At 70.2% G+C, this 24,685-nt stretch carries 23 protein-coding genes; 12 read left to right on the plus strand and 11 right to left on the minus strand.

Translation table 11 applies throughout. The features are described 5' to 3' along the window. Window positions 1–647: 647 nt before the first annotated feature. The 4 genes from NIE111_RS21655 (at window position 648) to NIE111_RS21670 (ending at window position 2,757) form a co-directional block, all read left to right on the plus strand. Entirely contained in the window at window positions 648–905 is a 258-nt protein-coding gene (locus tag NIE111_RS21655) for a hypothetical protein (RefSeq protein WP_238686118.1), read from the plus strand. Between the two features lie 166 nt (window positions 906–1,071). Then, the gene (locus NIE111_RS21660) at window positions 1,072–1,458 is read left to right on the plus strand and encodes a hypothetical protein (RefSeq protein ID WP_238686119.1); all 387 of its coding nucleotides are present in this window, start codon (window positions 1,072–1,074) and stop codon (window positions 1,456–1,458) included. Between the two features lie 318 nt (window positions 1,459–1,776). Next, window positions 1,777–2,028 (plus strand): hypothetical protein, encoded by a 252-nt coding sequence (locus tag NIE111_RS21665; protein ID WP_238686120.1) that lies wholly within the window; start codon window positions 1,777–1,779, stop codon window positions 2,026–2,028. 12 nt (window positions 2,029–2,040) lie between these two features. After that, complete coding sequence (locus tag NIE111_RS21670) at window positions 2,041–2,757, plus strand: hypothetical protein (RefSeq protein ID WP_238686121.1); 717 nt, start codon at window positions 2,041–2,043, stop codon at window positions 2,755–2,757. 787 nt (window positions 2,758–3,544) lie between these two features. On the opposite strand, the gene NIE111_RS21675 is transcribed toward NIE111_RS21670, so the two are convergent. The 3 genes from NIE111_RS21675 to NIE111_RS21685 all read right to left on the minus strand — a co-directional run bounded on the left by NIE111_RS21675 (window position 3,545) and on the right by NIE111_RS21685 (window position 6,558). Beyond that, window positions 3,545–3,937 (minus strand): hypothetical protein, encoded by a 393-nt coding sequence (locus tag NIE111_RS21675; RefSeq protein WP_238686122.1) that lies wholly within the window; start codon window positions 3,935–3,937, stop codon window positions 3,545–3,547. A 209-nt stretch (window positions 3,938–4,146) separates the two neighbouring features. After that, window positions 4,147–5,274: an ELKS/Rab6-interacting/CAST family protein gene (locus NIE111_RS21680; RefSeq protein ID WP_238686123.1), complete on the minus strand. Its 1,128-nt coding sequence runs from the start codon at window positions 5,272–5,274 to the stop codon at window positions 4,147–4,149. Between the two features lie 453 nt (window positions 5,275–5,727). Continuing rightward, complete coding sequence (locus tag NIE111_RS21685) at window positions 5,728–6,558, minus strand: hypothetical protein (protein ID WP_238686124.1); 831 nt, start codon at window positions 6,556–6,558, stop codon at window positions 5,728–5,730. A gap of 245 nt (window positions 6,559–6,803) precedes the next feature. Here NIE111_RS21685 and NIE111_RS21690 point away from each other — a divergent pair, with 245 nt between their 5' ends. Next, complete coding sequence (locus NIE111_RS21690; RefSeq protein WP_372488386.1) at window positions 6,804–7,253, plus strand: ribonuclease domain-containing protein; 450 nt, start codon at window positions 6,804–6,806, stop codon at window positions 7,251–7,253. A gap of 77 nt (window positions 7,254–7,330) precedes the next feature. After that, entirely contained in the window at window positions 7,331–7,696 is a 366-nt protein-coding gene (locus NIE111_RS21695) for a barstar family protein (RefSeq protein ID WP_238686125.1), read from the plus strand. A gap of 78 nt (window positions 7,697–7,774) precedes the next feature. Here NIE111_RS21695 and NIE111_RS21700 read toward each other — a convergent pair whose 3' ends face one another. The 8 genes from NIE111_RS21700 to NIE111_RS21735 all read right to left on the minus strand — a co-directional run bounded on the left by NIE111_RS21700 (window position 7,775) and on the right by NIE111_RS21735 (window position 18,507). Then, window positions 7,775–9,268 (minus strand): FAD-binding oxidoreductase, encoded by a 1,494-nt coding sequence (locus NIE111_RS21700; protein ID WP_238686126.1) that lies wholly within the window; start codon window positions 9,266–9,268, stop codon window positions 7,775–7,777. Window positions 9,269–9,418: 150 nt separating this feature from the next. Beyond that, window positions 9,419–10,153, minus strand: a complete 735-nt coding sequence (locus NIE111_RS21705; protein ID WP_238686127.1) for an HD domain-containing protein — start codon at window positions 10,151–10,153, stop codon at window positions 9,419–9,421. Window positions 10,154–10,322: 169 nt separating this feature from the next. Beyond that, a complete protein-coding gene (locus NIE111_RS21710) occupies window positions 10,323–11,675 on the minus strand; it encodes a pectate lyase family protein (protein ID WP_238686128.1) in 1,353 nt (450 codons plus the stop codon). Between the two features lie 52 nt (window positions 11,676–11,727). After that, complete coding sequence (locus tag NIE111_RS21715; RefSeq protein ID WP_238686129.1) at window positions 11,728–12,942, minus strand: Gfo/Idh/MocA family protein; 1,215 nt, start codon at window positions 12,940–12,942, stop codon at window positions 11,728–11,730. Further along, entirely contained in the window at window positions 12,932–14,425 is a 1,494-nt protein-coding gene (locus NIE111_RS21720) for a mannitol dehydrogenase family protein (protein ID WP_238686130.1), read from the minus strand. The genes NIE111_RS21715 and NIE111_RS21720 overlap by 11 nt, the downstream gene beginning before the upstream one ends. Beyond that, window positions 14,416–15,720, minus strand: coding sequence for an enolase C-terminal domain-like protein (locus tag NIE111_RS21725; protein WP_238686131.1), 1,305 nt, complete (start codon window positions 15,718–15,720; stop codon window positions 14,416–14,418). The genes NIE111_RS21720 and NIE111_RS21725 overlap by 10 nt, the downstream gene beginning before the upstream one ends. A gap of 2 nt (window positions 15,721–15,722) precedes the next feature. Beyond that, window positions 15,723–17,153, minus strand: a complete 1,431-nt coding sequence (gene uxaC / locus NIE111_RS21730; protein ID WP_238686132.1) for a glucuronate isomerase — start codon at window positions 17,151–17,153, stop codon at window positions 15,723–15,725. Window positions 17,154–17,178: 25 nt separating this feature from the next. Further along, on the minus strand, window positions 17,179–18,507 hold the full coding sequence (locus NIE111_RS21735) for a Gfo/Idh/MocA family protein (protein ID WP_238686133.1): 1,329 nt from the start codon (window positions 18,505–18,507) through the stop codon (window positions 17,179–17,181). 236 nt (window positions 18,508–18,743) lie between these two features. Between NIE111_RS21735 and NIE111_RS21740 the strand changes: the two genes are divergently transcribed. Genes NIE111_RS21740 through NIE111_RS21765 form a run of 6 tightly spaced genes read left to right on the plus strand, consistent with a single transcriptional unit; the run spans window position 18,744 to window position 24,669 of the window. After that, window positions 18,744–19,874, plus strand: a complete 1,131-nt coding sequence (locus NIE111_RS21740; RefSeq protein ID WP_238686134.1) for a LacI family DNA-binding transcriptional regulator — start codon at window positions 18,744–18,746, stop codon at window positions 19,872–19,874. Between the two features lie 19 nt (window positions 19,875–19,893). After that, the gene (locus tag NIE111_RS21745; RefSeq protein ID WP_238686135.1) at window positions 19,894–21,243 is read left to right on the plus strand and encodes an ABC transporter substrate-binding protein; all 1,350 of its coding nucleotides are present in this window, start codon (window positions 19,894–19,896) and stop codon (window positions 21,241–21,243) included. Window positions 21,244–21,274: 31 nt separating this feature from the next. Then, the gene (locus NIE111_RS21750; RefSeq protein ID WP_238686136.1) at window positions 21,275–22,258 is read left to right on the plus strand and encodes a carbohydrate ABC transporter permease; all 984 of its coding nucleotides are present in this window, start codon (window positions 21,275–21,277) and stop codon (window positions 22,256–22,258) included. Continuing rightward, window positions 22,258–23,142, plus strand: coding sequence for a carbohydrate ABC transporter permease (locus tag NIE111_RS21755; protein WP_238686137.1), 885 nt, complete (start codon window positions 22,258–22,260; stop codon window positions 23,140–23,142). Before NIE111_RS21750 ends, NIE111_RS21755 begins: the two co-directional genes overlap by 1 nt. Window positions 23,143–23,146: 4 nt before the next feature. Next, complete coding sequence (locus NIE111_RS32120; RefSeq protein WP_308193725.1) at window positions 23,147–23,827, plus strand: hypothetical protein; 681 nt, start codon at window positions 23,147–23,149, stop codon at window positions 23,825–23,827. Beyond that, a complete protein-coding gene (locus tag NIE111_RS21765) occupies window positions 23,824–24,669 on the plus strand; it encodes a DUF6807 domain-containing protein (RefSeq protein ID WP_238686138.1) in 846 nt (281 codons plus the stop codon). The genes NIE111_RS32120 and NIE111_RS21765 overlap by 4 nt, the downstream gene beginning before the upstream one ends. Window positions 24,670–24,685: the final 16 nt, after the last annotated feature.

Here is a 24,685-nt window from a genome sequence, read left to right on the forward strand (position 1 = left end):
GCAACGCCCGCGCGGCGACTTCGCCTTCGGTAAGCCCTGGGACGGAATCGCCCAGGCGCTTGTCGCCATCGGGCCTGCAGATCGTTTCGGCCACGTCCATCAGCAATCCGACACCATCAATGGATGCGGACGGCGCGCAGGCCCGTCTGGCAGCTAAGGAATCTCGCTGAAGCGGCGGAATGCCGGGGTCCGCACCTCGTGCGGCGTCTACCTGCCTGGGTGGCCGGCGGGATAGGGCTGGCCACCTCGATACACCTGAGCCACGACGGTCCTCTCTGAGGGCAGGCGGGAGCGCGGGAGGTCCGTGTGGTGGGTCTGGAAGGGCGGACGTCCTCTCGGGGGCCGCCTGCTCCACCGCCGCTCTCAGATGATCTACCATTCCGCAACCTGACCGGCTGGTGCTCGGTGATTGCCCCACTAGCAGGGTGTCCGTCGTGACGCCCCATGTGGCACGGCGGCTGACGCGTGTTCAGGGCGGATGCCCATTCGACGGAGATCGCTGGCGGATCGTCGCGGTAGCGCCGCCCGTTGTCGGGAGTCGAACCACACGCGCCCATGCGAGCCTCTACTTTCACGAACTTCGATGTCCTGGTCTCGGCTCGGCGTGGCGCCGTTATGCACTGTGGACAGTGATACGAGGAGGCTTCATGCGCGGACGCAGATGGGCGACCCTGGTGACGGCGGTGGCGCTGACATTGGGCGGATTGGTCGGGGTCAGCGCTACTCCGGCTGCGGCGGATCCGCCGGGCGGGACGTTGCGCAACGTCTACTCCGACGGTCAGTTCTGCAACAGCTATGGCAGCGAGGGCGTTCGGACCGGCCTGTGGAGCCGGTACTACTGCGAGTACCGCCAGTACGGCCCCAACGCCCCCGGCTTCTACTTCCTCTGGACCTTCACCTCCTAGCGCGTAGCTGCTCGGACGGGCGCTCTCGGGCCCATCGGCCGCCGCCGGGTCGACCAGACCGGCGGCGGCATCCCTGCTGGACCGGCTGCTCGCCGAAGCCGGCTTCGAGCTGCGCTGGGACCGCGACAGGTACGTCCCACCGCCGCCGCAAGCCGCCTCGTCGTCGGTGTCGATCCTGCAGCGGCGGCCGTCGGTGACCGCCGCGCCGAGCCGGCGGACGGCCGAGTCGCCGGAGTTGGCCAAGCTCGGGGCGTACGTCGAACAGGCGTGGCAGCTCACCGTGCCGGCGCTGCGCGCCTCGTTGTCGACCGCGACTGGGCCGGTGCCGCTGCACGACGCGGCGGTGCTGGCGCGGTACCGGGCAATGGACCGGCTCTACGAGCTGGCCGACGCGGCGCGCGGTGGGGCGGGGGGCGTGTGGGTGCGCTGTCGGATGGAGGGCCCGGCGCTGCTGCCCAAGCTGGACGGTGCGGTGGTGCGGGTGGGCGACAACGAGTGGATCGGCTTGCCGGACGCCTGGGTGGTGAACGCCCACCGCAGCGTTCTGGCCTGAGCAACCGATTCGGCCTGGTCGGCCGGGCCGGTAGGTGAAGTGCCCGGCCGACCGGTCAGTTCCTGATGGCCGTCTCCCGCCTGCCCCGTCCGGTCCGGTCTCGTCGACGGGACCGGACCGGCCATACCCGACGGTAACTCATTCGAAGTTCTTGATGTCGCTGCGTGAGGCTCCGTACGGTGAGCCTCCACCCGCCGCACAGTGAGCGTGGCTCAACCGTCAGCGCCGATGCGGCATGGATCGACAGAAGATCAGTCTCAGCCCCTCGGCCACCACGGATGGCCTGTGTGCGATGGGAGCACGTCAATGGAATGTGTCATGCCGCTGATCTATTTCCTCGGCTTCTTCATCGGCCTGATTTACGTGCGAGCCAGGGCGGGTCTCGGGCAGGGCCGGATCAAGATCATTGGTGAGGGCGGGGTCGGTCTGGAATGGTTCGTCGGGTCCCTGCTGACTCTGATGTTCTGGCCGGTCAGCTTTGTTGTCTGGCTTGCCCGGGGTCGCCCGGAGGCACGGATTGTCTTCAACGACAAGGCCAGGGAGCGGCGTCGGCGCGCCGCCGGGATGTAAGAGGACCAGGGTATGTCGAATCACCGCGGCCGTCCGGGCAAACTGCCGCCTGGCACCGCCGCCATGCTGGCGGACTTCGCCCGCTACGAGTGGTACGGCGAGCGCAGCGGCATCGGGCCCGAACAGGCGTGGGGGATGCTGTCGACGCTGCTGCCGCTGAGCCAGTCCGACCCGGCCGGCCTGACTGCCGCGCTCGCCTGGGAGGTGACCCCACAGGGCGGATGGTCGGCGTACGGGGCGAGTCGGGCGGTGGCCGAGCTGCTCGGCCTCGGCTTCGAGGGTGACGACGCAAAGGTCGTGCTGGACGGTGGAATCCGTTTCCTGCGCCAGAACGGCGTCCCGCCGCTGCGGGTGCGTGGTTACGAGTGGAACCGGTGGGTCGACACCGGCGGCGATGTCACCAACTGGCTCCCGACGATCCCGCCGCCGCCGCCGGAGCGGTCCGGGCTGCGTGAGCTGGCACCGGGCGAGGTGCGCCACGTCGCCACGCTGACCGCCGACCGCGATTCGAACACCCTCCACGTGTGCCGGGACGACTCAGGGGCGTACCTCGCTCTGATCGACGCGCGGTACAGCGACGAGGACCCGACCCGCTCCCGCAGCCAGTGGAAGCAGGCCGCCTCGCTCTACGAAGTCTTCGTCAATGTCGGCCTGGCGCTGCAGTCACCGCCCCACTGGGTGAGCGCAGAGCTGGAGCCCTACATCCCGCTTCCCCGACCGAGCATCTGACGACAGAGCAACCATGCCTGGCTATGACCCAAACTGCGACAACTGCATGAAGTGCGGAACCTGCCGGGGCACCGGTGTCGTGCGGCGTACGCGCCTGGACGGGGGCAACGCTTACCACGTCGACGAAACCTGCCCGACCTGGCGCGGAGTCGGTGGCAAGTCCGCCGCCGGCAACCACAACCACCGTTGACGGTATAGGACTGTGGATCAGCAGGCAGAGGTGCGACTCACTCGGTCTCCGGCAACGCCGGTCGCTCACGAATACTGAGCAGGTTCGCCCAGTTCCGAAGGGCCCCTGACCTGGCCAGCCGGACAGGCCAGGGGCATCTACGGCTCGGCGGTTGTCAGGAACAAGTTCCCCATTGACAGTTGTGGCCCGAGGGCTTCCGCCTGAGCCCTTCAGCCTCCTTGCACCACGCGCACTTCGATTTGCCTGCCTTGACGCATGCACAGCCCATCGTTGCCTCCTGTTTCACTTCGCCGCGCGTCATCCGCGCCAGTTCTTCTCGAACACCAGCCGCCACGCCTGCTTCGTGTCGGCGTCGAATCGTTCCAGGCCGGTATTTCGCCGCCGGCGGATGTCATCCCGCCACACCGTTTTCAACGGACCTTCTCGAACACGCTCTCAGCGGAGACGGCGCCCAGGGGTGCGAGTGTTGGATGGTCGTTCAGAGGGCAGCGCGCCTTTATCTGCCGTCACAGAATACTGATCGACAATAGGCACCCTATCGGCCCTTCGGGTGACGTCCTCCGGCTGGATGCAGCCGCCCAGCCGACGCGTCACGCTTCAGTACCGGTCGGCCCCGGTGAGGAGTTGCTCAAGGCGGTCGGCGGTCGAGGTCACGAGCGCCAGTGGCCGTTCGAACTCGTTGATGTTCAGGTTGAGCAGCGGCACGGCGTGGCGGAACGTCACCATGTCGCCCAGGACGGACATCCCGCCGCAGACCGTGTTTCCGATCTCGCGCAGCGCCTGCACCACGTTGACCGAGTGCAACTCCCCGAAGGACGACTCGATCTGCACCCACTCCTCGGACCCGTCCGCCAGGGTGACATGCCAGAGCAGCACTACCTGCGAACGGAGGTTCCCGGTCTCGAAGACGAGCTTGATCAGGTCCTGCTGGTCATCGGAAATCTTGTAGTTCGACCGTACGTAGGATTTGAGGTCGGCCCAAGTCGCCATGTTGACCCTCCTATGCCGTTTCTTGGCGGAGAAGGCGCTCATGCGTCAGAACTAATTGCTCGGTCGCACCGGCCTTCTGCCCATCGTTCGGGGCAAAAGTGAGTGCACTCCACTTACGGGGAAACCGCAACCCCTGATTCACGCGCTATACAAGATCTGTCAATTCGACGACGACTTTCGGACGAAATTGCGGTGGAGTTTCGGTGTGCTCAATCGGCCACTCGGTTGCCGTCGTCCGGACATTGCGGCTGTCCATCGCCATTGTGGCTGGAGTGGCCGCCGTCGCCGGGCCGACCCGAGGTCAGCCGTTCGTAGAACGCGCGGCAGCGATTTTTCCAGTCCAATTCCGCCTCGCTCGTCAGGCAGCGCGTGAGCAGGGAACACACGCCGTCGACCACCTCGGGATCGGTGATGCGCTGCTCGTACGTCTCGAGGGTTTCGGCCAGCCGGCGGCGGGCACCGGACTCGACAAGTTCGAGCGTCGCCATCGCGCGAACGGCGGCGGGCAGATCGATGCCGACCAGCGCCGGGATGAGGCGTCTGGCGACGCCGACGTCGGCGGCCCGGTTCGCCACCGAGATGCAGTGCGCGAAGAAGTCCGGATCGGCGGGCCGGGGTGCGTAGAGCTGCGGTAGCAGCTCGATCGCGAGTCGCTGTACGCCCTGCTCCATGCTGGACATCAGCGCGATGATGATCTCCTCGTCTGCGGCACGGTGCGCGGCGAGCACGCGGATCGCCTGCTTACGAGCGATCTTGTTCTCGAACTCGTCGACCGCGATTTCGGCGCCGACCAGTAGTTCGGACCGGCTGAGCCGAGTGCGCTCATTGAACAGCCGGACCACCGCAGCCCGCTTGTTGCGTTCCTCCATCTGGCGTAGGGCCAGTTCCGTCAGTCTGGACAGCTGACTCTTGAAGCGGTCCTTGAAGCCTCCGTACGAGAACGGGATGACGGTCAGCCGTCGCTCTGACTCCACCTCGCTGAGGATGTCGACAAGCTTCTGCTTGTCGGGGTCGAGGATTCCGGCGGCCTCTCTGGTGAGAGTCTTGTACACCTGGTAGGTCCGATCCAGGCAGAAGACCAGGGTCGGCTTCCCGATGGCCAGCGCCTCCCGCAGTTCCGTCCTCCACGTGATCTCTCCGTACGCCTCGACGATGACGAACACGCACACATGTGCGTGCCGCACGGTGTCGCGCGAGTTGGTCTCCCAGCTTGCCTGCGCATGGTTGACGTGCAGGATGTCTCCGGACAGGTAGTGCCAGACCTCCGCGTCAAAGCCGTTGGCGACGTGAATGAAGTCCTCGCGGTAGCGCTCTGTGTCGTGGGCGCCGCACAACATGATTCGGAGCATCAGCCCACCGCCCGCTTCCCTACGCGCCGATGCGGAACTCGAGCAGCGCCGCGGGGATGAGGTTCCACGAGAACTCCCTTCTGCTCTACCTGTCCACACCGGACTTGGCGCAGCACTTCGCATCGCTTCTGGACGGAGCTCGAGGGCGCTGAGGTGGCTGGCCGATGGCCTGCCCATCGGCGAGCGCAGCGGCGGTAGTGGCAGCGCGGGTCGCACAGAGTGACCGGATCACGAGGGGCGACCGTCGGCTTGTGGCTGATCGGCGGCGTGGGAATGCAAAGTCTTGTCAGCTTCGTGACGCCCTGTCAATGACATGTACCGGACAGTGCCTCTGCCGATTGTTGCCCGCTGCTCCGGGGGGACCCGCCCGAGTGGCCTACCTCCCCGCTACCTGACCCGAAACGCCGCAACAGCCCCACCGAACTACCCACCATCGAGTGATCATGAAGGGGATGAATCAGGGGCCGAGCGAGTCTGTTGGGGTGGGACGGAGGGAGAGGGGGTCGGGTCGGGGTGGTGGCTGAGGAGTTCGTTGATCCAGCGTGCGGCGTCCTGCTGGGCGGTGAGCATGTGGTCACGGGCGTCGGTGATGTCCTGGTCAGCTGTCTCATCGACGTGGTCGTTAAGGATCGCCGTCCACCGACGGCTCAGCTCCTCGGCGTACCTGGCCTGCCGGAGCTGCTCGTCGAACTGGTACTCCAGCTTGACCAGCCGGTCGATGTGCGGCTTGAGTGCCGGCAGGATCCGGTCGTCGAGCCGGACGGCGGCGTCGGGTCGGCAGGTGATGACGACCTCGCCCCGCCGGTAGCGCCAAACGGGATCGTCGGCGAGCGCCCGCTGCAACGCCACCTCCAGGTCCGCTGCCCGGTTCGGCGGCAGGTCCCGGGCGGCGTCGGCGGCCAGCCGGGTCAGCCGCTGGATCGCGTTCGGTTGGAAGTACTGCACGTACCAGCTCAGCACCTCGGACCGCAGGCTCGCCGGTGACGACCAGGCGAACGTGGCGCGGATGTAGAACGAGTACACGTATCCGCGTGCGGGGACCGCGATCAGCCGGGGTGCGTCGCGTTGTTCGACGAGTGGACCGGACGGCGACGGCGCGGCAGCGGAGCCGACGGGCGCCTCGTCCTGCAGCGCGGCGACCAGTCGATCCCAGCTACGCGCCCACCACCGCCAACCGCGCACACCGGCGTCGCGGGCGATGGTCAACCCGCGTACACCCCGGTGCCGCCACCGGTCCGCGGGCCTCGGCCTCCCGTCGGGGGCGTCCGTCATGGCACCCCTCCACGGTCACGGATCCGCGTTTCACGCTAACAACCGGTGCCCGATATGCCTGCCGCCACGCCGTCACCGAGCAGACGGCATATCGACACCAACCAGACTGGTGATCATTCGGGGTTCACCCACCATTGCGGAGCAGTTGGGGTGCCGATGGGTGTTGTCGTCGACCGGCAGCGGTGAGACTAGGCTCGGTCCGACAATCATGTGGATCGATGGATTGGATGGTCTGGAGGCAGCCTGTGTCCACCCTCGTGTCCCCGCTGGCCACGCTCGGCGCGATCCGCCGGCGTACCACCACTCTCGCACTGCTCCTCGCCATGGTCGCCGCCGCGCTGGTCGGCCCGTCCGTGGTCTCCCCTCGATTGACCGACCCGGCCTCGGCGGCGGTCTACAGCTCCTGCACCATGAGCCGCTGCGCGGACGCCCGCACCGCCCGTTCGGGCTGGTCCGCCAAGGGGTTCCCGACCAGCAGAGGCTGGTACTCCTGGAGCGGCGGGAAGTCCAACTTCGCCGGCGGCCGGTTCTACAACTACGAGGGTCAACTGCCCACCAACGCCACCTACCACGAGTACGACGTCTACCCGCGCACCCAGGGCGCCGCCCGGGACGCGTACCGGATCGTGGTGAACCGCAGCACCGGGGTCACCTGGTTCTCGCCCAACCACTACACCGACTTCTACCGGCTCTGACCGACCGGGGGGCCGGCCGGCCGCAATCGGTCGGCCCCGCCGCGGGTCGTCGTACCGATCAGATCAGGAGGAACGTGATGGTCGCCGAGCACGAGGGTCGGGTGCCCGATTGGCTGATCGTTCGCCACGACGGCGGCCTCGACGTGCCCGGCGCTGTGGTGTTGGCCGGAGCGACGACACGGACCAGGGCCGGGTTGTTCGCCGCGCTCGCCTCCGTACTGGCCCTGCCGGCGTACCTGGGGGAGACCTGGGACGCCCTCTCCGACGTCCTCCGGGACCAGCTCGACGCCGGTCCGCTCACGGTGCTGATCACCGACGCCGGCCAACTGCTCGTCGATGAGCCGTCCGATCAGTACGGTCGGCTGCTCGCCGTGCTCGGCGACCTCGCCACCAGCGCCCCGCACCCGTTGCGCGTCGTCCTCGACAAGGCGGTGCCCTCCTGACCGGTGATTCGAGCCCGCCGTCGGCGGCGGTGCCCGGCGGTGCGGGCGGGTGCCACCCGCACCGCCGGTCATCACGGATCAGTGCGTCGCGGGCGGGATGCTCTGCTCGTACTGGAAGACGTTGTGCGGGTCGTACTTCGCCTTGATCTTGCGCAGGCGCGGGAAGTTGTGCCCCCAGTAGGCCTTCTCCCACTCGGCCATGCCGATGTTCGGCACGTTCACGTAGGCGCCGTCGACGTAGGGCCGCAGCGCCTGGCTGAACTCGGCGATCCAGGTCTGGGCGATCGGGGTGATGGCATCGCCGCTGTCGGGTTCGCCGCGTTTGCCCCAGCCCGCGCCGGGCTCCGAGTAGAAGAGCGCGTCGCGGTGCGGGAACGCCGAGCCGCCGAAGGGCTCCTGTCGTTGCGCTCCCCGGCCGAAGGCCTGGGTGAAGAAGTTGCTGTCGGGTGAGGGCGCCTTCTCCATGAACTCGCGGACGATGCTGACCGCCTTCTCCGGAAACGGCTCGCGGGTGAACTGGGAGAAGAACTTCCAGTTCGCCGGGTCGTCCTCGCTCGGGGTCTGGAAGCCGGCGTAGACGTCGCCCCAGTTGCCGGTCTGCACGGTGACTGTGGGGTTGCCGATCGACAGGATCGGCGCCAGCAGCTCCCTGGCCTCCGCCTCGGATCCGTCCGCCAGGACCGCGAAGAACAGGATCTCGGTCGGGTGGACCTCGACCTGGCTGCCGAGGCGCGGGTCGGTGAAGGGTGCGACGCGCTGCCAGGTGTCGAAGACCTCGTGCAGGTCGTCGAGACCGGGCCAGGTCACCTGCAGGTACGCGACGCTGGTGACCGGAGCGACCTTGTAGGTCAGGGAGGTGACGATCCCGAAGTTGCCGTTGCCCGCGCCGCGCAGCGCCCAGAGCAGGTCCGAGTAGTTCCACGGGTCGACCTCGAGCACCTTCGCCCCGTCGGCGCCCGCCGCCACGACGATCTCCGCGCCGATCAGGTTGTCGCAGGCCATCCCGAGGTAGCGGGTGAAGAAACCGAGACCGCCGCCGAGGGTGGCGCCGGAGAGGCCCACTGTCCCCTCCGTGCCCGTCGTCGCCGCGAGGTCGTGCTCCCCGAGGGCGGTCACCGCCTCCGACTGGGTGAGCCCCGCGCCGACCTTCGCCGTGCGGGTGGCGGTGTCGATGTGGACGTCCTTCAGCTCGCTGACGTCGATCACGATGCCGTTGTCGACGTTCGACCAGCCTTCCAGGTTGTGCCGGCCACTGCGTACCCGCAGCGCGACGTTGTGCTGCCGCGCCCAGGTGAGCGCGTTGACCACGTCCTGGGTCTCCTGAGCGAAGACGATGACCAGCGGATAGTGCACGAACAGCTCGTCCCAGCCGAGGCTGGCCTCCGCGTAGTGGGGGCTCTGCGGGCGGACGATCCGGCCGGTCAGCTGCGCCGGCGGGAACTTCGTGTCGGAAGGCCAACCGGGACCGTCGGCCGCGACGGCCGAGCTGCCGGTGATCACGCTCGGGATGGCGACCGCTCCGGCGCCGACGGCCGTCGCCCTGAGCAGATCACGACGGGAAAGGTCGCGCATGGTCCGAATCCTCTCGATTGGTGACACGCCCGAAAAGTGAACCGAGAGGGGCATTTCCTCTCATCTGGCGCAAACCAACCGTAAGGCCCGAAGCTTCCCGGCAGATCTGAGAACTTGTCACGGAACCCGGTCGGGTGATCCGGAAACGGGTCAGTGCGGGGCGGGCTGGTCCAGGATGGCGCTGAACCGCTCCTCGGCGAGGTCCAGCTGGCCGAAGATGTGCCGCTTCACCGCAGGCGACAACGGGGTGTCCGGCCGGCCGATCAGGTCCCGGAACAGCGGCACCAGCGGCCGGTACTTCCGGGCCGACGAGATCACCTTCGGCCCGACCGTGTGGATCACGCCCACCCCGTTGTCGGTGAAGTCCGACACCTTGATCACCCGGGCCCAGGGCTCCCGGTCCAGGCTGACCGCCAGATGCTCCCGGTACTGCGCGTTGCGGTCCCGCTCGGGGTCGTACACCGGATTGGTGACAGCGGCGACCAGGGTGGCCACCCGTGGCCCGAACCGCGCGGCCAGCGCGGCCAGCGCGGCCAGCGCGGCCCCGGTCGGGTCGGTGCCCGGGTCGCCGTCGGCCAGCTCGACCGGATGGTCCTCCACCGCGTCGTGCAGCAGACCGGCGACGATCACGTCGACGTCCCGCACCTGGTAGTGGTGCATCAGTCTGATCGCCACCCGCAGCAGGTGGTTCAGGTACGGCTCGCGCACGCGTCGATCGTCGCGGTGCAGTTCGGCGGCGAGATCGAGCGCGGCGGTCAACCGCGCCCGGGCTGCGTCGTCGAACTGCTGGACCTCCAACCGGAAACGTTCCAGCAGGCCCGGTTCGCCGTGGATCTCGGTGATCGCGTGCATCGGCATGCTACCCAGGTGCGGCGGGAACTCCATGCGTCACTTATAGCCGATCTTCACCTGATCGATGAGCCCGTACGTCGCCGACCCGACCGCGACCGCGCCGCGCGCCGCCGCCGCGATCGTGCAGTTCCGGTCGTAGATGTGAGTGGATCGTTCTGTGTGTCGGGACAGGAAGTGCAAGATCGCGGAGCCGTTCAGCGGGTTAGATCGGCAGCCGGTCGGCGCCGGCCAGCGGGTTCACCAGGAGGGGGACCAGCGGTGCCGGAAGCACGGGGTCGCGACGCAGGGTGGGCGTCCACCCCGCGTCTCCGGCCAGGTCGGGGTCATGATTCGCGTTGTACGCCGCCAGCAGGTCGACCGGTCGGGCCGCCCCGCCGCCCTGGCGGACCCAGGAGCCTCGCTCGGTCACCGCGGTGCCGCCCCAGTCGTAGAGCAGGTCCGCCGGGTCGACAGCCGCGTCCAGTGTGAAGAAGTTGTTCTGCGCGTAGATCGCCGACTGGACACCGACGCCGAGCGCGTACTGGAAGTCGTCCCCACCGAGTCGGTAGTGGTTGTTGTAGACGTCGACCTGACCGAAACGCACCCGGGGCAGCCGCTGCAGGACGCTGTCGAAGAGGTTGTGGTGCAGTGTGACCTTCAGCCGGTCCACGTCCGGGCCGACGGTGTTGGACGAGCCGATCAACAGAAGCTTGTCCCGACCCGTGAAGCGGTTCCAGGAGGCGGTGACCAGGCTGGCGGTGTGTGTGACGTCCAGCGACCCGTCGTGCACCTGGTACGGCCGACCGAAGTACACCGGCTGGACGCTGTCCGGGTTGTCGCCGTCAGTGAAGGTGTTGTGATCGACCCAGACGTTCCCGCTGCGGCGTACCGAAATCTGGTCGTACTGGCTGTTCCAGTTGCCGGCCTCGCCGTCGGTCGGCGACCAGGCGGGGAAGCAGTCCCGCGCGTCGACGAGGGTCAGATTGCGGACGATGACGTTCGACGCCCGGTCGATCATGAGGGTGAGCCCGGTCAGCCGCGCGCCGCGCAACCCGACGATGGTGGTGTTCGGCCCGACGTTGATCTGGGTCTGCCGGGTCTGGTTGGTCACCGAGCGCACCCGAGCCTCCTCCAACGGCCCGCTCGGTGGCACCCGTCCCCACACCGCCGGGTCGTACGCGGCCAGGTAGGCGTCCAACCGGTAGGCCGGGTCGGCCAGCTCAGCGCAGCTCAGCGGTGTGCCGCCGGGCCCGTCGAAGCCGTCGACGGCGCCGTCGACGTAGATGAGCTTCGGGGTGGCGTCGGTGGCGTTGCCGGCGTTGTCGCCGCCCAGCGCGGCGACCAGCCCCGCCCGGTCGTGGACCACCCTGGTCCGCTCGGGGGTCGCCGCCGAGCCGCCGGTGGTGCCGGGTCCGTCGGCCGCCCAACCGTCGCCCTCGGGCAGCGTCTGCCGGCCGAGGTGATCGGCCAACCGGGAGAGCCGGTCGGCGGACGGGACGTCCGGACGGGCGGCGGCGGCAGGGGTGGTGCCGAGGAGGAGGGCGACCACTGTGGCGCCGCCGAGGATTCTGCGCATCGACTCACTCCATTCGTTTGTGGTGGAGGTCCGTCCCAGGTGGTGTCTGCCGCTATCCGGCCAGCTCGGCGCGGTACGCGCCGGACGCCCACGGCACCCCCAGTTCGCTGGGCAGCGCCCCCCGCTCGGCCGCCCGCCGCAACACGTCGACGACGCCCCGCAGGTGGCGGATCCGCTCCCCGCCCTCGCCGAGGATGGTCACCAGCTCGCCGTCGAGCAGCCGGGGCTCCGGCGCGGGCCGCAACGCGTCCAGCAGCGCGGTGAACGGCGCGGTACGAGCCAGCGGTGCGATCAGTGGCACGCCCGACGGGTCGACCCGGTGGGCGAGCAGGTTCTCCAGCAGCCCCAGCCGCCCCGGCACCCGGCGGGTCACCACGTCCCCGGGCAGGCGCAGCCGGTCGGTCGGGTACTCCAGCACCGCCTGCCCCGTCGTACCGGTCACCACCACCTCGCCCGCCACGAACTCCTCGGCGGCCAGGGTCACCGCCACCAGCACCGGCGGCCCGGCGCGGAACCGGACCCGCAACACTGCGGTGTCCTCCACCTCGATCGGCCGGACCCGGTAGCGTTCCACCTCGATCGCGACCGGCCACGGCGTCGCCCCGGCGAGCGCCTCGGCGATCGCCAGGCACTGCATCACCGCGTGCGCGAGCGGGTTGACGAGCGCGCCGTCCAGCACCGGGCGGCCGTCCACACTCCGTCGACCGGCCCAGGGGGAGCGGGCGTAGTAGGCGTCCGGCCGTTGCCAGGCGGCAATGGTGGAGATGCCGGTGACAGTGCCCAGCCGGCCGGCGGCCAGCGCGTCGGTCAGCGCGGTGAGGGCCGCCGAACCGAGCGCCTGGAAGCCGACCTGGGCCACCCGACCGGCGGCGGTGAGAGCCCAGGTCAGCTCCTCGTGCTCGGCCAGCGACAGCACCGGCGGCTTCTCCAGCAGCAGATCCGCGCCGGTGGCCAGGGCGTCGCGGGCGATCGCCAGGTGGGTGTGCGGTGGCGTGCAGATCACCACCACCTCCGGTCGGGTGGCGGCGAGCATCGCCCGGTGGTCGGTGAACACCGCTACCCCGGGCGGCACCGGGGCGGCCGGGTCGTCCTCCACCGGCCGGACGTCGACCAGGGCGACCAACCGCAGCCGACCGGCGTCGTGCAGGGGCGCGATCACCCGCCGGTGCCAGCGACCGTGCCCGTTCGCCCCGATCACCGCCACCCGGGGCGGCGGGATGGCCCCGCTCACCGCCGACCGGTCCGGGTGGATGCGGTCACCGGGCACCGGCCAGTGTGGCCTCGACGCCGTGCCGCTCCAACGCGGTCAGCCAGGCGATCACGTCGGCGCGGACCTCGTCGTCCTCGGCCACCTCCATCGGGAAGACGTCGCGCAGCGCGAATACCGCGTCGACAGCTCCCGCCGGGCTCTGCGCCCCGGCATCCAGCGCGGCCCGGATCGGCCCGGCCAGTGGGTCCTGGAGCGGCAACGGCCGGCCGTCGTCGGCGTACCCCAGCGCGAAGCGCAACCAGGACGCCACTACCAGCGCGCCCCAGCGCGCGGACCGCCCGGTCGCGCGCAGGTCGGCGATGGTGTGCAGGACGCGCTGCGGCAGCTTCTGGGAGCCGTCGATCGCCACCTGGAGGTTGCGGTGGTGGATTGCCGGGTTACCGAACCGGGCGAGGGCCTGCTCGCCGTAGTCGACCACCCGCACCCCGTCCGGGGGAGTGAAGCTGGCCGCCACGTCCTCGGCGATCAGCCGGCGCAGCACGTCACGCAGGTGCGGGATCTCCAACGCGTCGGCGATCGTCTCCCGACCCGCCAACGCTCCGAGGTACGCGATGGCGGAGTGCACCCCGTTGAGTGCGCGCAGCTTCAACCGCTCCCAGGGGCCGGCGTCGTCGGTGAGCACAGCCCCGGCGAACTCCCAACCGGGCCGACCGCCGGGGAAGTCGTCCTCGATCACCCACTGCGCGTACGGCTCCGCGGCCACCGCTGCCAGGTCGGTCACGCCGAGCGCCCGCCGGGCCGCAGCGATCGTCTCCGGGGTGCTGGCCGGCACGATCCGGTCCACCATGGTGCCGGGGCAGGTGACGTTGCCGGCCACCCACTCGACCAGCCCGGCGGGCATCCCGCCGGCCCGGCCGACCGCCTGGTCGAGCATGCCGCGCAGTCGTCGACCGTTGGCCGGCAGGTTGTCGCAGCTTACCAGGGCCACCGGCCCGGCGTCCGCGGCGGCCCGGGCGGCCAGCCCGCGCAGCAGCAGCCCCGGCACCGTGGTCGGCGGTCCGCCGCCGGCCAGGTCCGCGGCGAGCGCCGAGTCCGGGGACAGTCGGCCGGTCACCGGGTCGAGTTGGTACGCCTTCTCGGTGACGGTCAGGGTCACCACGCGGACGGCCGGGTCGGCGAGCAACGCCACCACGGCGTCCGGGTCGCTGGGCGCGTGCCGGACACCGCTCAGGGCGCCCACCACCCGGGTGGAACTGCCGGCCGCGGAGAGGGCGCTGACGCTGAACAGGTTGTCCTGCGCGGCGATCGCCTCGACCACAGCGGTGCTGCGCGGGGCGACGGCCACGATGCCCCAGTCACCCCCGGCCGCGCCGACCGCGGCCTCGGTGAAGACGGCCTGGTGGGCCCGGTGGAACGCGCCCAACCCCAGGTGTACGACGCCGGTCGGCACGGTGCCCGGCCGGATCAGCGGGCGGGCCTCGGCGGGCAGCCGGCGCAGCATGCCCATGCCGAGCCGGGAGGCCCCGACGGTCACCGCCATGCCGGACCGTCCGGGAAGCGGAACTCGGTGATCGACGCCGGCTTCATCGTGGCGCTGTAACCGGGCCGTTCGGGCAGCAGGTAGCGGCCACCGCGGGTCCGCACCGGATCGACGAAGTGTTCGTGCAGATGGTCGACGTACTCGATCATCCGACCATCCAGACCGGTGCCCACCCGCAGGTAGTCGAAGATCGCCAGGTGCTGGACGTACTCGCAGAGGCCCACGCCGCCGGCGTGCGGGCAGACCGGTACGCCGAACTTCGCCGCCAGCAGCAGCTCGGCCAGGACCTCGTTGACGCCGCCGACCCGGCAGGCGTCGACCTGCATCACCCCGATCGCCTCGGCCTGGAGCAGCTGTTTGAAGATCACTCGGTTGGCGGCCACCTCCCCGGTGGCCACCCGGCAGCGGCCGGCGGTCAACTCGGTCACGGCGCGGGCGATCCGGGCGTGCCCGAGGATGTCGTCGGCGTGGGTGGGCTCCTCGATCCAGTACGGGTCCACCTCGGCCAGTGCCGCCATCGCGGTGATCGCCTCGTCGACGTCCCAGACCTGGTTGGCGTCCATCATCAACAGCGCGTCCGGGCCGATCTCCTCGCGGATGATCCGGGCTCGCCGCAGGTCGTCGGCGAGGGGGCCGCCGACCTTCATCTTCATCGCCCGCCAGCCGTCCGCGTACGCCTGCCGGGTCAGCGCCCGCACCTTGTCGTCGGGGTAGCCGAGCCACCCGACCGATGTGGTGTACGACGGGAAACCGTCACGTTCGAGGATGGCCAACCTGTCGGCCAGCCCGTCGCGTCCCTTGTCGAGGATGGCGGCTGCCTCGTCCGGGGTGAGCGCGTCGGTGATGTGCTTGAAGTCGACGCTGGCCACCAGGTCCTCGGTGGGCAGGTCGGCGAGGAAGCGCCACATCGGCTTGCCGGCCAGTGTGGCCCGCAGGTCCCACACGGCGTTGACCAGCGCGCCGGTCGCCATGTGGATGACGCCCTTCTCCGGGCCCAGCCAGCGCAGTTGCACGTCCGCGCTGAGCGAGCGCCAGAACGCCACCGGCTCGGCCGTGATCTCCTCGATGGTGCGGCCCTGGACGTGGTGGGCCAGGGCACGCACCGCCGCGCAGGTGATCTCGTTGCCCCGGCCGTTGGTGAAGGTGAACCCGGCACCGGTCGGGCCGGCGTCGGTGCCCAGCTCCACGTACGTCGCCGAGTAGTCGCCCCGGTTGATCGCGTCGGAGCCGTCGCCCCGGGCGGCGGTGGGGAACCGCACGTCGTGCACCTCGACGGAGGTGATGGTCACCGTCACCGTTACTCACCTTTCCCGAAGTTGAAGACCCGCTTGGGCAGCCGGTACGCCAGGTCGACGATGGTCTCGGCGGCCTCGTCCATCGGTAGCCGGTGCTCGGCGACGAGCCGGGCCAGGAAGCCGGCGTCCACCCGGCGGGCCACGTCGTGGCGTACCGGGATGGAACAGAACGCCCGGGTGTCGTCGACGAACCCTGTGGTGTTGTAGAAGCCGGCGCTCTCGGTCACCGTCTCCCGGAACCGGCGCAGCACCTCCGGGGAGTCCAGGAACCACCAGGGCGCGCCGAGCAGCAGCGCGGCGTACCCACCCGCGAGGGGTGCCAACTCGCGGGTGAAGGTGTCCTCGTCGAGGGTGTAGAGCACCAGCCGCAGCCGGGGGTCGTTGCCGTAGCGCTCCAGCAGCGGGGCGAGCGCGTGCACGTACTCGGTGGCCTGCGGGATGTCGCCGCCGACGTCACGGCCGTGCCGGGCGTGCAACCACCGGTTGTGGTTGCGCACCGCGCCGGGGTGCAGCTGCATGACCAGGCCGTCGTCGAGCGACATCCGGGCGAACTCCACGAGCATGTGCGCCCGGAACGCCTCCGCGTCGGCGGCGTCGGCCTCGCCGCGTCGGCCCCGGTCGTACAGTCGCCCGGCCTCGGCCGGGGTCAGGTCCAGGGTGCGCGCGGTGGGGTGGCCGTGGTCGGAGGAGGTGGCGCCGGCGGCGATGAACGCGGCGCGTCGGGCCCGCAGCGCCGCCAGGTAGCCGGCGTACGTGCCGGTGTCCTCACCGGCACGGTCGCCGAGACGGTCCACGTTCGTCGACCAACCCTCGAACTCCATGTCCACGACGTCGTCCGGGCGGAACGTGGTGACCACCCGGCCGCCCGGCCCACCCCACCCGTCGGCGGCGAGCTTGGCGTGCTGCGCGAGATCGTCCAGCGGCGACTCGGTGGTGGCGAGGACCTCGATGTTGAATCGCTCGAACAGCGCCCGGGGTCGGAAGTCCGGCTCGGCGAGCCGGGCCGCGATCTCGTCGTAGAGGGCGTCGGCGGTGCTCGGGCGAAGCGGGGTGTGCACCCCGAACACGGTGCGGAAGGTCTGCTCCAGCCAGAGCCGCGACGGGGTGCCCCGGAACAGGTGCCAGTGCGCGGCGAAGCGTCGCCAGATCACCCGGCCGTCGGTCTCCACCGGGCTGCCGTCGCGGGTGGGCACCCCCAGATCCGCCGGGGGTACGCCCTGACTGAGCAGCATCCGGGTCAGGTAGTGGTCGGGCACGATGAGCAGCTGCGCCGGGTCCGGGAAGGGGCGGTCCTCGGCGAGCAGGGCCGGGTCGACGTGCCCGTGCGGCGAGATGATGGGCTGCTCCGCCGCCAGGGCGTACAGCTCCCGGGCCAGCGCGCGCTGGCCCGGCTCGGGTGGCAGGAGCAGGTCGGTGTGGTCGAACGTGGGCACGGAGTGGGGCTCCTCGTCTCCTGTGTCAGCGGGGGGTGAGCAGGTCGGCGACGCGAACGGGTTGGCCGGTCTCGAAGGACCGGTTGGCGGCCAGACCGGTGAGCAGGGCCAACGCGCCGTCGTCGGCGGTCGCGGCGCGGCCCAACGGGTCGGGTTGACCGCCGAGGAGCACCCCGGTCATCCGGGCGTCCGCGCCGCCGTGCCCGTGCCGACTGCGACCCTCCACCGGGATCTGCCGGGGCGGGGCCCAGAACGGGCGCAGGGTAAGCGTCGCACCACCGCCCTCGGCCGGCGCCTCGGCGCCGTGCAGGGCGGCGCCCTTGACCGCGCCGGCGGTGCCCCTGTCGACGTAGTCGTTCTCGGCCACGTCCAGCTCCAGTCGGCCCCGGCTGCCGTTGACCATCACCCGGTAGCCCTCCCAGGGCGCGTACGCGGTGAGGTGGTAGGTCATCGTGGCGCCGGTGGAGTAGCGGGCCAGCACCGCCATGTCGTCCTCGATGCTCACACCGGGCGCGAAGACGTTGCGGTCGCGCTGGTAGCCGTCCTCGGCCTCGGCGTCGAGGTACAACTCGCGCAGCCGGGGGTGCGCGTCCAGGCGCAGGGCGAACGGGTCGTCGGTGGCGGCGGGGGAGCCGTGCGCCCGGTCGTAGTCGCGGGCGTAGCCGTGCCGGCGACCGTCCTCGCCGTAGAAGAAGAGTCTGCCGGCCGCGTACACCTCGACGGGCGTGGCGGCCAGCCACCAGTTGACCAGGTCGAAGTGGTGGCTGGCCTTGTGCACCATCAGCCCCCCGGAGGTGGCCTTGTCGCGGTGCCAGCGGCGGAAGTAGTCGGCGCCGTGGCGGACGTCGAGCAGCCACTCGAAGTGCACCGAGCCGATCTCGCCGACCGCGCCCTCGGCGAGCAGCCGGCGAACCTGTTCGTGCAGCGGGTTGTAGCGGTAGTTGAAGGCGACAGTGACCCGCCCACCGGTCTCGGTGACCGTGTCCAGGATCCGCCGGCAGCGGGCCACGTCCACTGTCATCGGCTTCTCGGTGACGACCTCACGACCGGCGCGCAGCGCGGCCACCACGTACTCGTCGTGGGTGACGTCCACGCTGGTGACCAGGACGACGTCGACGCGCTCCTTGTCCAGCATGGCCGCGAAGTCACCGGCCGGGTACGTGGGCACCGGGCGGTGGCCCAGCTCGCCCAGCCAGCGGTTGTGCGCGTCCATCCGGGCCTGGTTGACGTCGGCGAAGGCGACCAGCTCGGTCGTGTCGGCGTGGTCGAGCACCAGCGCCCGGACGAACATCTCTGCCCGCGCGCCGGTGCCCACGACGGCGTACCGGACTCGCCCGGCGGCTCTCGGTGACATGCGGTCGCCTCCCGTGATCCTGCAAAGGTTTGCAATGAAGTAATCACGATCGATCCGTTCGCGTCAACGACGACGACGGGATCGGCGTCATTTGTCAGTGTTTGAGGGGCGGCAGGTGACCAAGAGGAGTGTGGGTGCAACGAAGCCGTAATCATTGACCGTTGACACTGGCGCAACCGTTTGCATTAATGGGCCACACCTGCGTGACCGCCACCACATCGGACGAAGGGGCCGCCGTGCCAGTCACCATCCGGGACGTCGCCCGCGCGTCCGGTGTGCACATCTCCACCGTGTCCCGCACCTTCTCCGCTCCACACCTGGTCAACCCGGAGACCCGGGTCCGGGTGCTGGCCTGCGCGGAAGATCTGGGCTATCGGCCCAACCGCGCCGCCCGGGCACTGATCACCGGGCGGACGCACAACATCGGGCTGATCATCGCGGACATCGCGAACCCGTTCTTCCCGCCGCTGATCAAGGCGGCGGAGAGTCAGGCCCGACACCGCGACTATCACGTCTTCGTGGCCGACACCAACGAGGACCCGACCGCCGAGGAAGAACTGGTCCACGCGCTGGCCAAGCAGGTGGACGGGGTGCTGCTGTGCAGCCCTCGGATGAGCAACAGCCTGATCGAGCAGCTCAGCCGCGAGGTGCCACTGGTCGTGGTCAACCGCCAGGTGACCGGCCTGCCCTGCGTGCTGATGGACGTCGGGCAGGGTGCCCGCTCGGCGATCGAGCACCTGGTGGGCCTGGGGCACCGCAGCATCGCGCTGCTCGGTGGCCCGCGCAGCTCGTGGACCAACCGGGAGATGCGCCGTGCCGCCGGCGCGGCCGCCCGAGCCGGCGGCGCGGAGCTGACCATGCTCGGCCCCAACGCGCCCACCGAGGTCGGCGGTTCCGCCGTCGCCGAGCAGGTGCGACGCAGTGGGGTGTCGGCAGTGCTCGCCTACAACGACCTGATGGCGATCGGCCTGATCGAGGGGCTGGACGCGCTCGGGGTCCGGGTGCCGCAGGAGGTGAGCGTCGTCGGGGTCGACGACATCACCCTGAGCCGGCTGACCCGCCCCAAACTGACGACGGTGGCCACACCCACCGGGGCCGCCGGCCGGACGGCCGTCGACATGCTGCTGCAACAGGACATCGAGTCACCGCGCGGTGCGCGGGGGTCCGGTGCCGGCACGGCGCTCGGCGTCCGTCGTACCACCGCACAGGTAATGCTCCAGACCGACCTGGTCATCCGCGACTCGACCGGCCCGGGCCCGTACGCCCGACCGGCACGTCCCCTGGCCGCACCACGTGGCCCGGGCCCGCATTGCCCTGCGGACCCGGGCACCCCGACTGCGGCCACCGGTGACGCCGTCGCCTCCTAATGCCGAGGAGTGAGCGCACATGCACCCCGCAACGCCCCCCACCACTGCCGCGCCCGTCGGGCGCGCCCACCGTACCCCGCTGCCTCGGCGGCGCCTGCTGCGTGGCCTGCTTGCCGTGACTGTCGCCGCACCGCTGATGTTCGGCGCCGCCGCCTGCGGAGACGACGACGGAGGCGCCGCCGACCCGAACGCCCCGGTCAAGCTCTCCATCTTCTGGTGGGGTGGCGACGCCCGGGCCAAGCTGACCGAGGACGCCCTGGCCCTCTACACCAAGAAGCACCCGAACGTGACCTTCGAGAAGACCTGGCAGGCCAACCAGGGCTACTTCGACAAACTGGCCACCCTCACCGCCGGCGGCAACCCGCCGGACCTGTTCCAGATCGACGACAACTACCTCGCCGAGTACGCGGCCCGCAACACCACGCTCGACCTGACCTCGTACCAGGAGTCCGGAAAACTGGACACGTCCAAGTTCCCGGAGAGCCTCTGGCAGTACGGCGTGGTCGACGGCAAGCTCGCCGGTCTGGCCGCCGGGGAGAACACCCAGGGCCTGGTCTACAACAAGACGCTGTTGACCACTAACAACCTGCCCGAGCCGACCACCGGGATGACCTGGGAGCAGCACATCGCCTGGGCCGAGCAGGTCACCGCCAAGACCAAGGTGCCCGGCACGCAGGACCCGAGCGCCGACTACAAGGCGTTCTGGGTCTGGCTGCGCCAGCAGGGCAAGGACCTCTACAAGGGCAAGGAGCTGGGCTTCACCGCCGAGGACGTGACCAAGTGGTTCGACCTGTGGAAGGGCGCCCGGGACCGCAAGGCCACCCCGAGCGCCGACGTCATCCACGAGGGCAACTCCAGCGACGTCACCAAGCAGTTGGTGGTCACCGGCAAGTCGGCGACCTCCTGGGTCTGGGCCAACCAGATGCCGGACCTGAAGAAGAACACCAAGGACGAGCTGGGCGTGATCGCCTACCCCGGTGATCCGAGCGCGCAGTGGGCCCGAGCCTCGATGTACTGGTCGGTGTTCAAGGGCAGCAAGAACAAGGACGTCGCGGTCGACGTGATCAACTTCCTGAACAACGACCAGGAGGCGGTCAAACTGCTCGGCACCGACCGCGGTCTGCCGTCCAACCTCGACCTGCGCCGCGTGGTCAGCGACGACACCACCGACCCGGCCATGAAGCAGTCCATCGCCGTCGAGGCGGAGCTGACCCAGAAGTTCGGCAAGTCACCGCAGGTGCCGATCAAGGGCCACAGCAAGGTGAAGTCCGAGCTGATCAAGGCCGCCGAGAACGCGCAGTACGGCCGGGCCACCCCCGCCGAGGCCGCCGCCCAGTTCATCGAGGCGTGCAAGTCCGCCATCGCCTGACCGCGCCGCGAGGCGAGGAGAGGAGCTGTTCGTGGCGTTGACCACGGCACCCGACCCGACCCGACGCGGCCCCGGATCCGACCGGGCCCACGCTGAGAGGCGTGGGCCCGGACGCTTCCGGCACAGCGAAGGTCTGGCGGGGTACGTCTTCCTGTCGCCGTGGCTCATCGGCCTGATGGGTGTCACGGCAATCCCCATGGTGCTCTCGCTCTACCTGAGCTTCACCAACTACGACATCCTCACCCCCTTCTCCGAGGTGGAGTGGGTGGGGCTGGCCAACTACGAACGCATGTTCACCGCCGACCCGTCGTACTGGCACGCGGTGCGGGTCACACTGACCTTCGCGCTGATCGCCGTACCGCTGAAGCTGGCCGCGGCGCTCGGCGTGGCGCTGCTGCTCAACCGCGCCTGGCGCGGCGTCGGGCTGTTCCGCGGGCTGTTCTACCTGCCGTCCCTGCTCGGCGGCAGCGTCGCGCTGGCCATCGTCTGGGTCAACATGTTCAACCGCGACGGCGCGTTCAACTCGCTGCTGAGCCTCGTCGGCATCACCGGCAAGCCGTGGGTCAACGACCCCGACTGGGCCCTCGAAACACTGATGGTGCTGGCCATCTGGCAGTTCGGCGCACCCATGGTGATCTTTTTGGCCGGGCTCAAGCAGGTGCCCACCGAGCTGTACGAGGCCGCGTCGGTCGACGGGGCCGGCCGGTTCCGTCAGTTCCGCAACGTCACACTGCCGATGCTCTCCCCGGTCATCTTCTTCAACCTGGTGCTGGAGACCATCAACGGCTTCCAGGGCTTCACCGCCGCGTTCGTGCTCAGCAACGGCACCGGCGGCCCTGTCGACTCCACCCTGATGTACACGCTGAACCTCTACATCACCGGCTTCACCGACCTCAACATGGGCTACGCCTCGGCGATGGCCTGGGTGTTCCTGCTCGCCATCGCGGTCATCACCGCGATCTTCTTCAGCACCGGACGGTTCTGGGTGCACTACTCCGACGGGGAGGACCGGTGATGGTGACGGTGACCCCGACGACCGCAGCGCCGACCGCGCGCCGACGACCCGGCGGACGGCCAGTGCTGCGACTGCTGATCCTGGTGGCGATCGTCGCCGTGGTGCTCTACCCGCTGATCTGGATGGTGGGCACCTCGCTGAAGTCCCAGGAGGAGATCGTCAACAACGTCGGGCTGCTGCCCGAGCGTTTCACCCCGGGCAACTACACCGCCGGGTGGTCCAACTTCGACGTCAGCTTCGGTCGGTTCTTCCTCAACAGCGCCATGGTCAGCCTGCTCACCGTCATCGGCAACGGGCTCTCCTGCCTGCTGGCCGCGTACGCCTTCGCGCGGCTGCGGTTTCGGCTGCGCGGCATGTGGTTCGCCGTCATGATCGGCACGCTGCTGCTGCCGCAGCACGTGCTGATCGTTCCGCAGTACATCCTGTTCCGCACGCTCGGGCTGGTCGGCGGCGACTGGCCGTACCTGCCGCTGCTCATCCCGCAGTTCCTGGCCACCGAGGCGTTCTTCGTCTTCCTCATGGTGCAGTTCATGCGGGGCGTCCCCCGGGAGCTGGACGAGGCGGCGCGCATCGACGGCGCCGGCCCGTTCGGCATCTTCCGGCACATCATCCTGCCGCTGAGCCGCCCGGCGCTGGTCACCACGGCGATCTTCTCGTTCATCTGGACCTGGAACGACTTCTTCCGCCAGCTGGTCTTCCTGTCCCAACTGGAGGACTACACCGTCCCGGTCGCGCTGACCCTGTTCATCGACTCGACCAGCCAGAGCGCGGTCGGCCCGATGTTCGCCATGTCGGTGCTGTCGCTGCTCCCGGTCTTCCTGTTCTTCGTCGCGTTCCAGCGGATGCTCGTCGAGGGGATCAACACCAGTGGCATCAAGGGCTGAACCCGTGGACACCGGCGGGAGGCGGGACTGGCGCGACGTCGCCCGCGACGCCGCCGACCTGGCGTTGCTGGGCATCCTGCTGACCCTCGCGGCGGTTCCCCTGCTCACCGCCGCCGCGGCGGCGGGCACGGCCAGCGCGGCGGTGCACGACTGGACGCGTACCGGCAGTTGGCCGTCGGCGCGCACGACACTGCGCCGGTTCGGCCGCGCGGTGCTGCCCGGTGTCCCGGTGAGCCTGCTCGCGCTCGCCAGCGCCGTGCTGCTCGCCGCCGACCTGGCGGCGCTGGCCACCGGCCGGGTGCCGGGCGGCCCGGCTGCGCTGCTCGTGACGGCGCTGATCGCGGCCGGCCTGGCCGGGTACGGCGGGTTGGTCGTCGTCGAGGTGGGCGGCAACGGGGGCGGGCGGTGGCGGGCCTCGGCCCGCTCCGCCGCCCGCGCCTGCCTCGACGTGCCCACCCGCTGGGCGGCGCTCACCGGGGTCGTCGCGCTGGCCGGGCTGCTCACCGTCCTGGTCACCCCGGTCGCGGTGCCGATCCTCGCCGGCTACACGGTGGCCGCCCTGCACGCCGTCACCGTCCGCCGGCCGGTGTCGGTCGCCGTCGTCGGCGGCCGGCAGAGACCAGCCGACCCCAACGCCCGCCGGCGGGTGTCGGTCGCCGTCGCCGGCCGTCGGGAGCTGCCGTGAGCGGGGAGCCGGTTCGGTTGACGGTCGGGACCACTGAGGTGGCCGAGTACATCCTCGACCCGGCGCTGGACGCGCGACACGGGCCCCGACCGTACCTGCACCCGGTACGCACGCTCGGCGGAACGGTGGTCACCGATGCGCTCCCCGCCGACCACGTGTGGCACCTCGGGGCGTCCCTCGCGGTGCAGGACGTCGACGGCAGCAACCTCTGGGGCGGGCGCACCTACGTCCGCGACGTGGGCTACACGTGGCGCGACGACCACGGCGTCATCGCGCACACCGGTGAGGTCGAACGGTCCGCGGGCCGGTACGCGCACGATGTCGAGTGGCGCGACCGGGCTGGCGGGGTGCTGCTGACCGAGCGGAGGTGGCTCGCCGCGTCGGTGGTCGCGCCGGACGCCTGGCGGCTCGACCTGGAGTCCGTCCTCGTCGCCCCGGAGCACCGTGAGATCCGGTTGGGCAGCCCGGCCACCAACGGCCGCCCGGGCGGGGCCGGCTACGGCGGGTTCTTCTGGCGGGCCGCCGCCGACGGCGATTCGGCGGTGTTCACCGCCGACGCGGCCGGGGAGGAGACTGTCAACGGCAGCGCGGCGCCGTGGCTCGCGCTGACCGGCGCCGGGTCGGGTGGCGGGGCGTACACACTGGTCTTCGCGGGCCTCGGCCGCGGCGACCGGTGGTTCGTGCGGACCAGCATGTATCCGGGGGTCTGTGTGGCGTTCGCGTTCGACCGCCCGGCGGTGGTGCCGGCCGGTGGGAGCAGGCACGGCCGGTACCAGGTGTGGGTGGCCGACGGAACCCTCGACCGGGACGCGGCAGCGGCCCTGGTCACGACGGTGCCGTGACCACTCTGAGCGGGGC

The organism is Micromonospora hortensis (assembly GCF_022230935.1).
GTDB lineage: Bacteria > Actinomycetota > Actinomycetes > Mycobacteriales > Micromonosporaceae > Micromonospora > Micromonospora hortensis.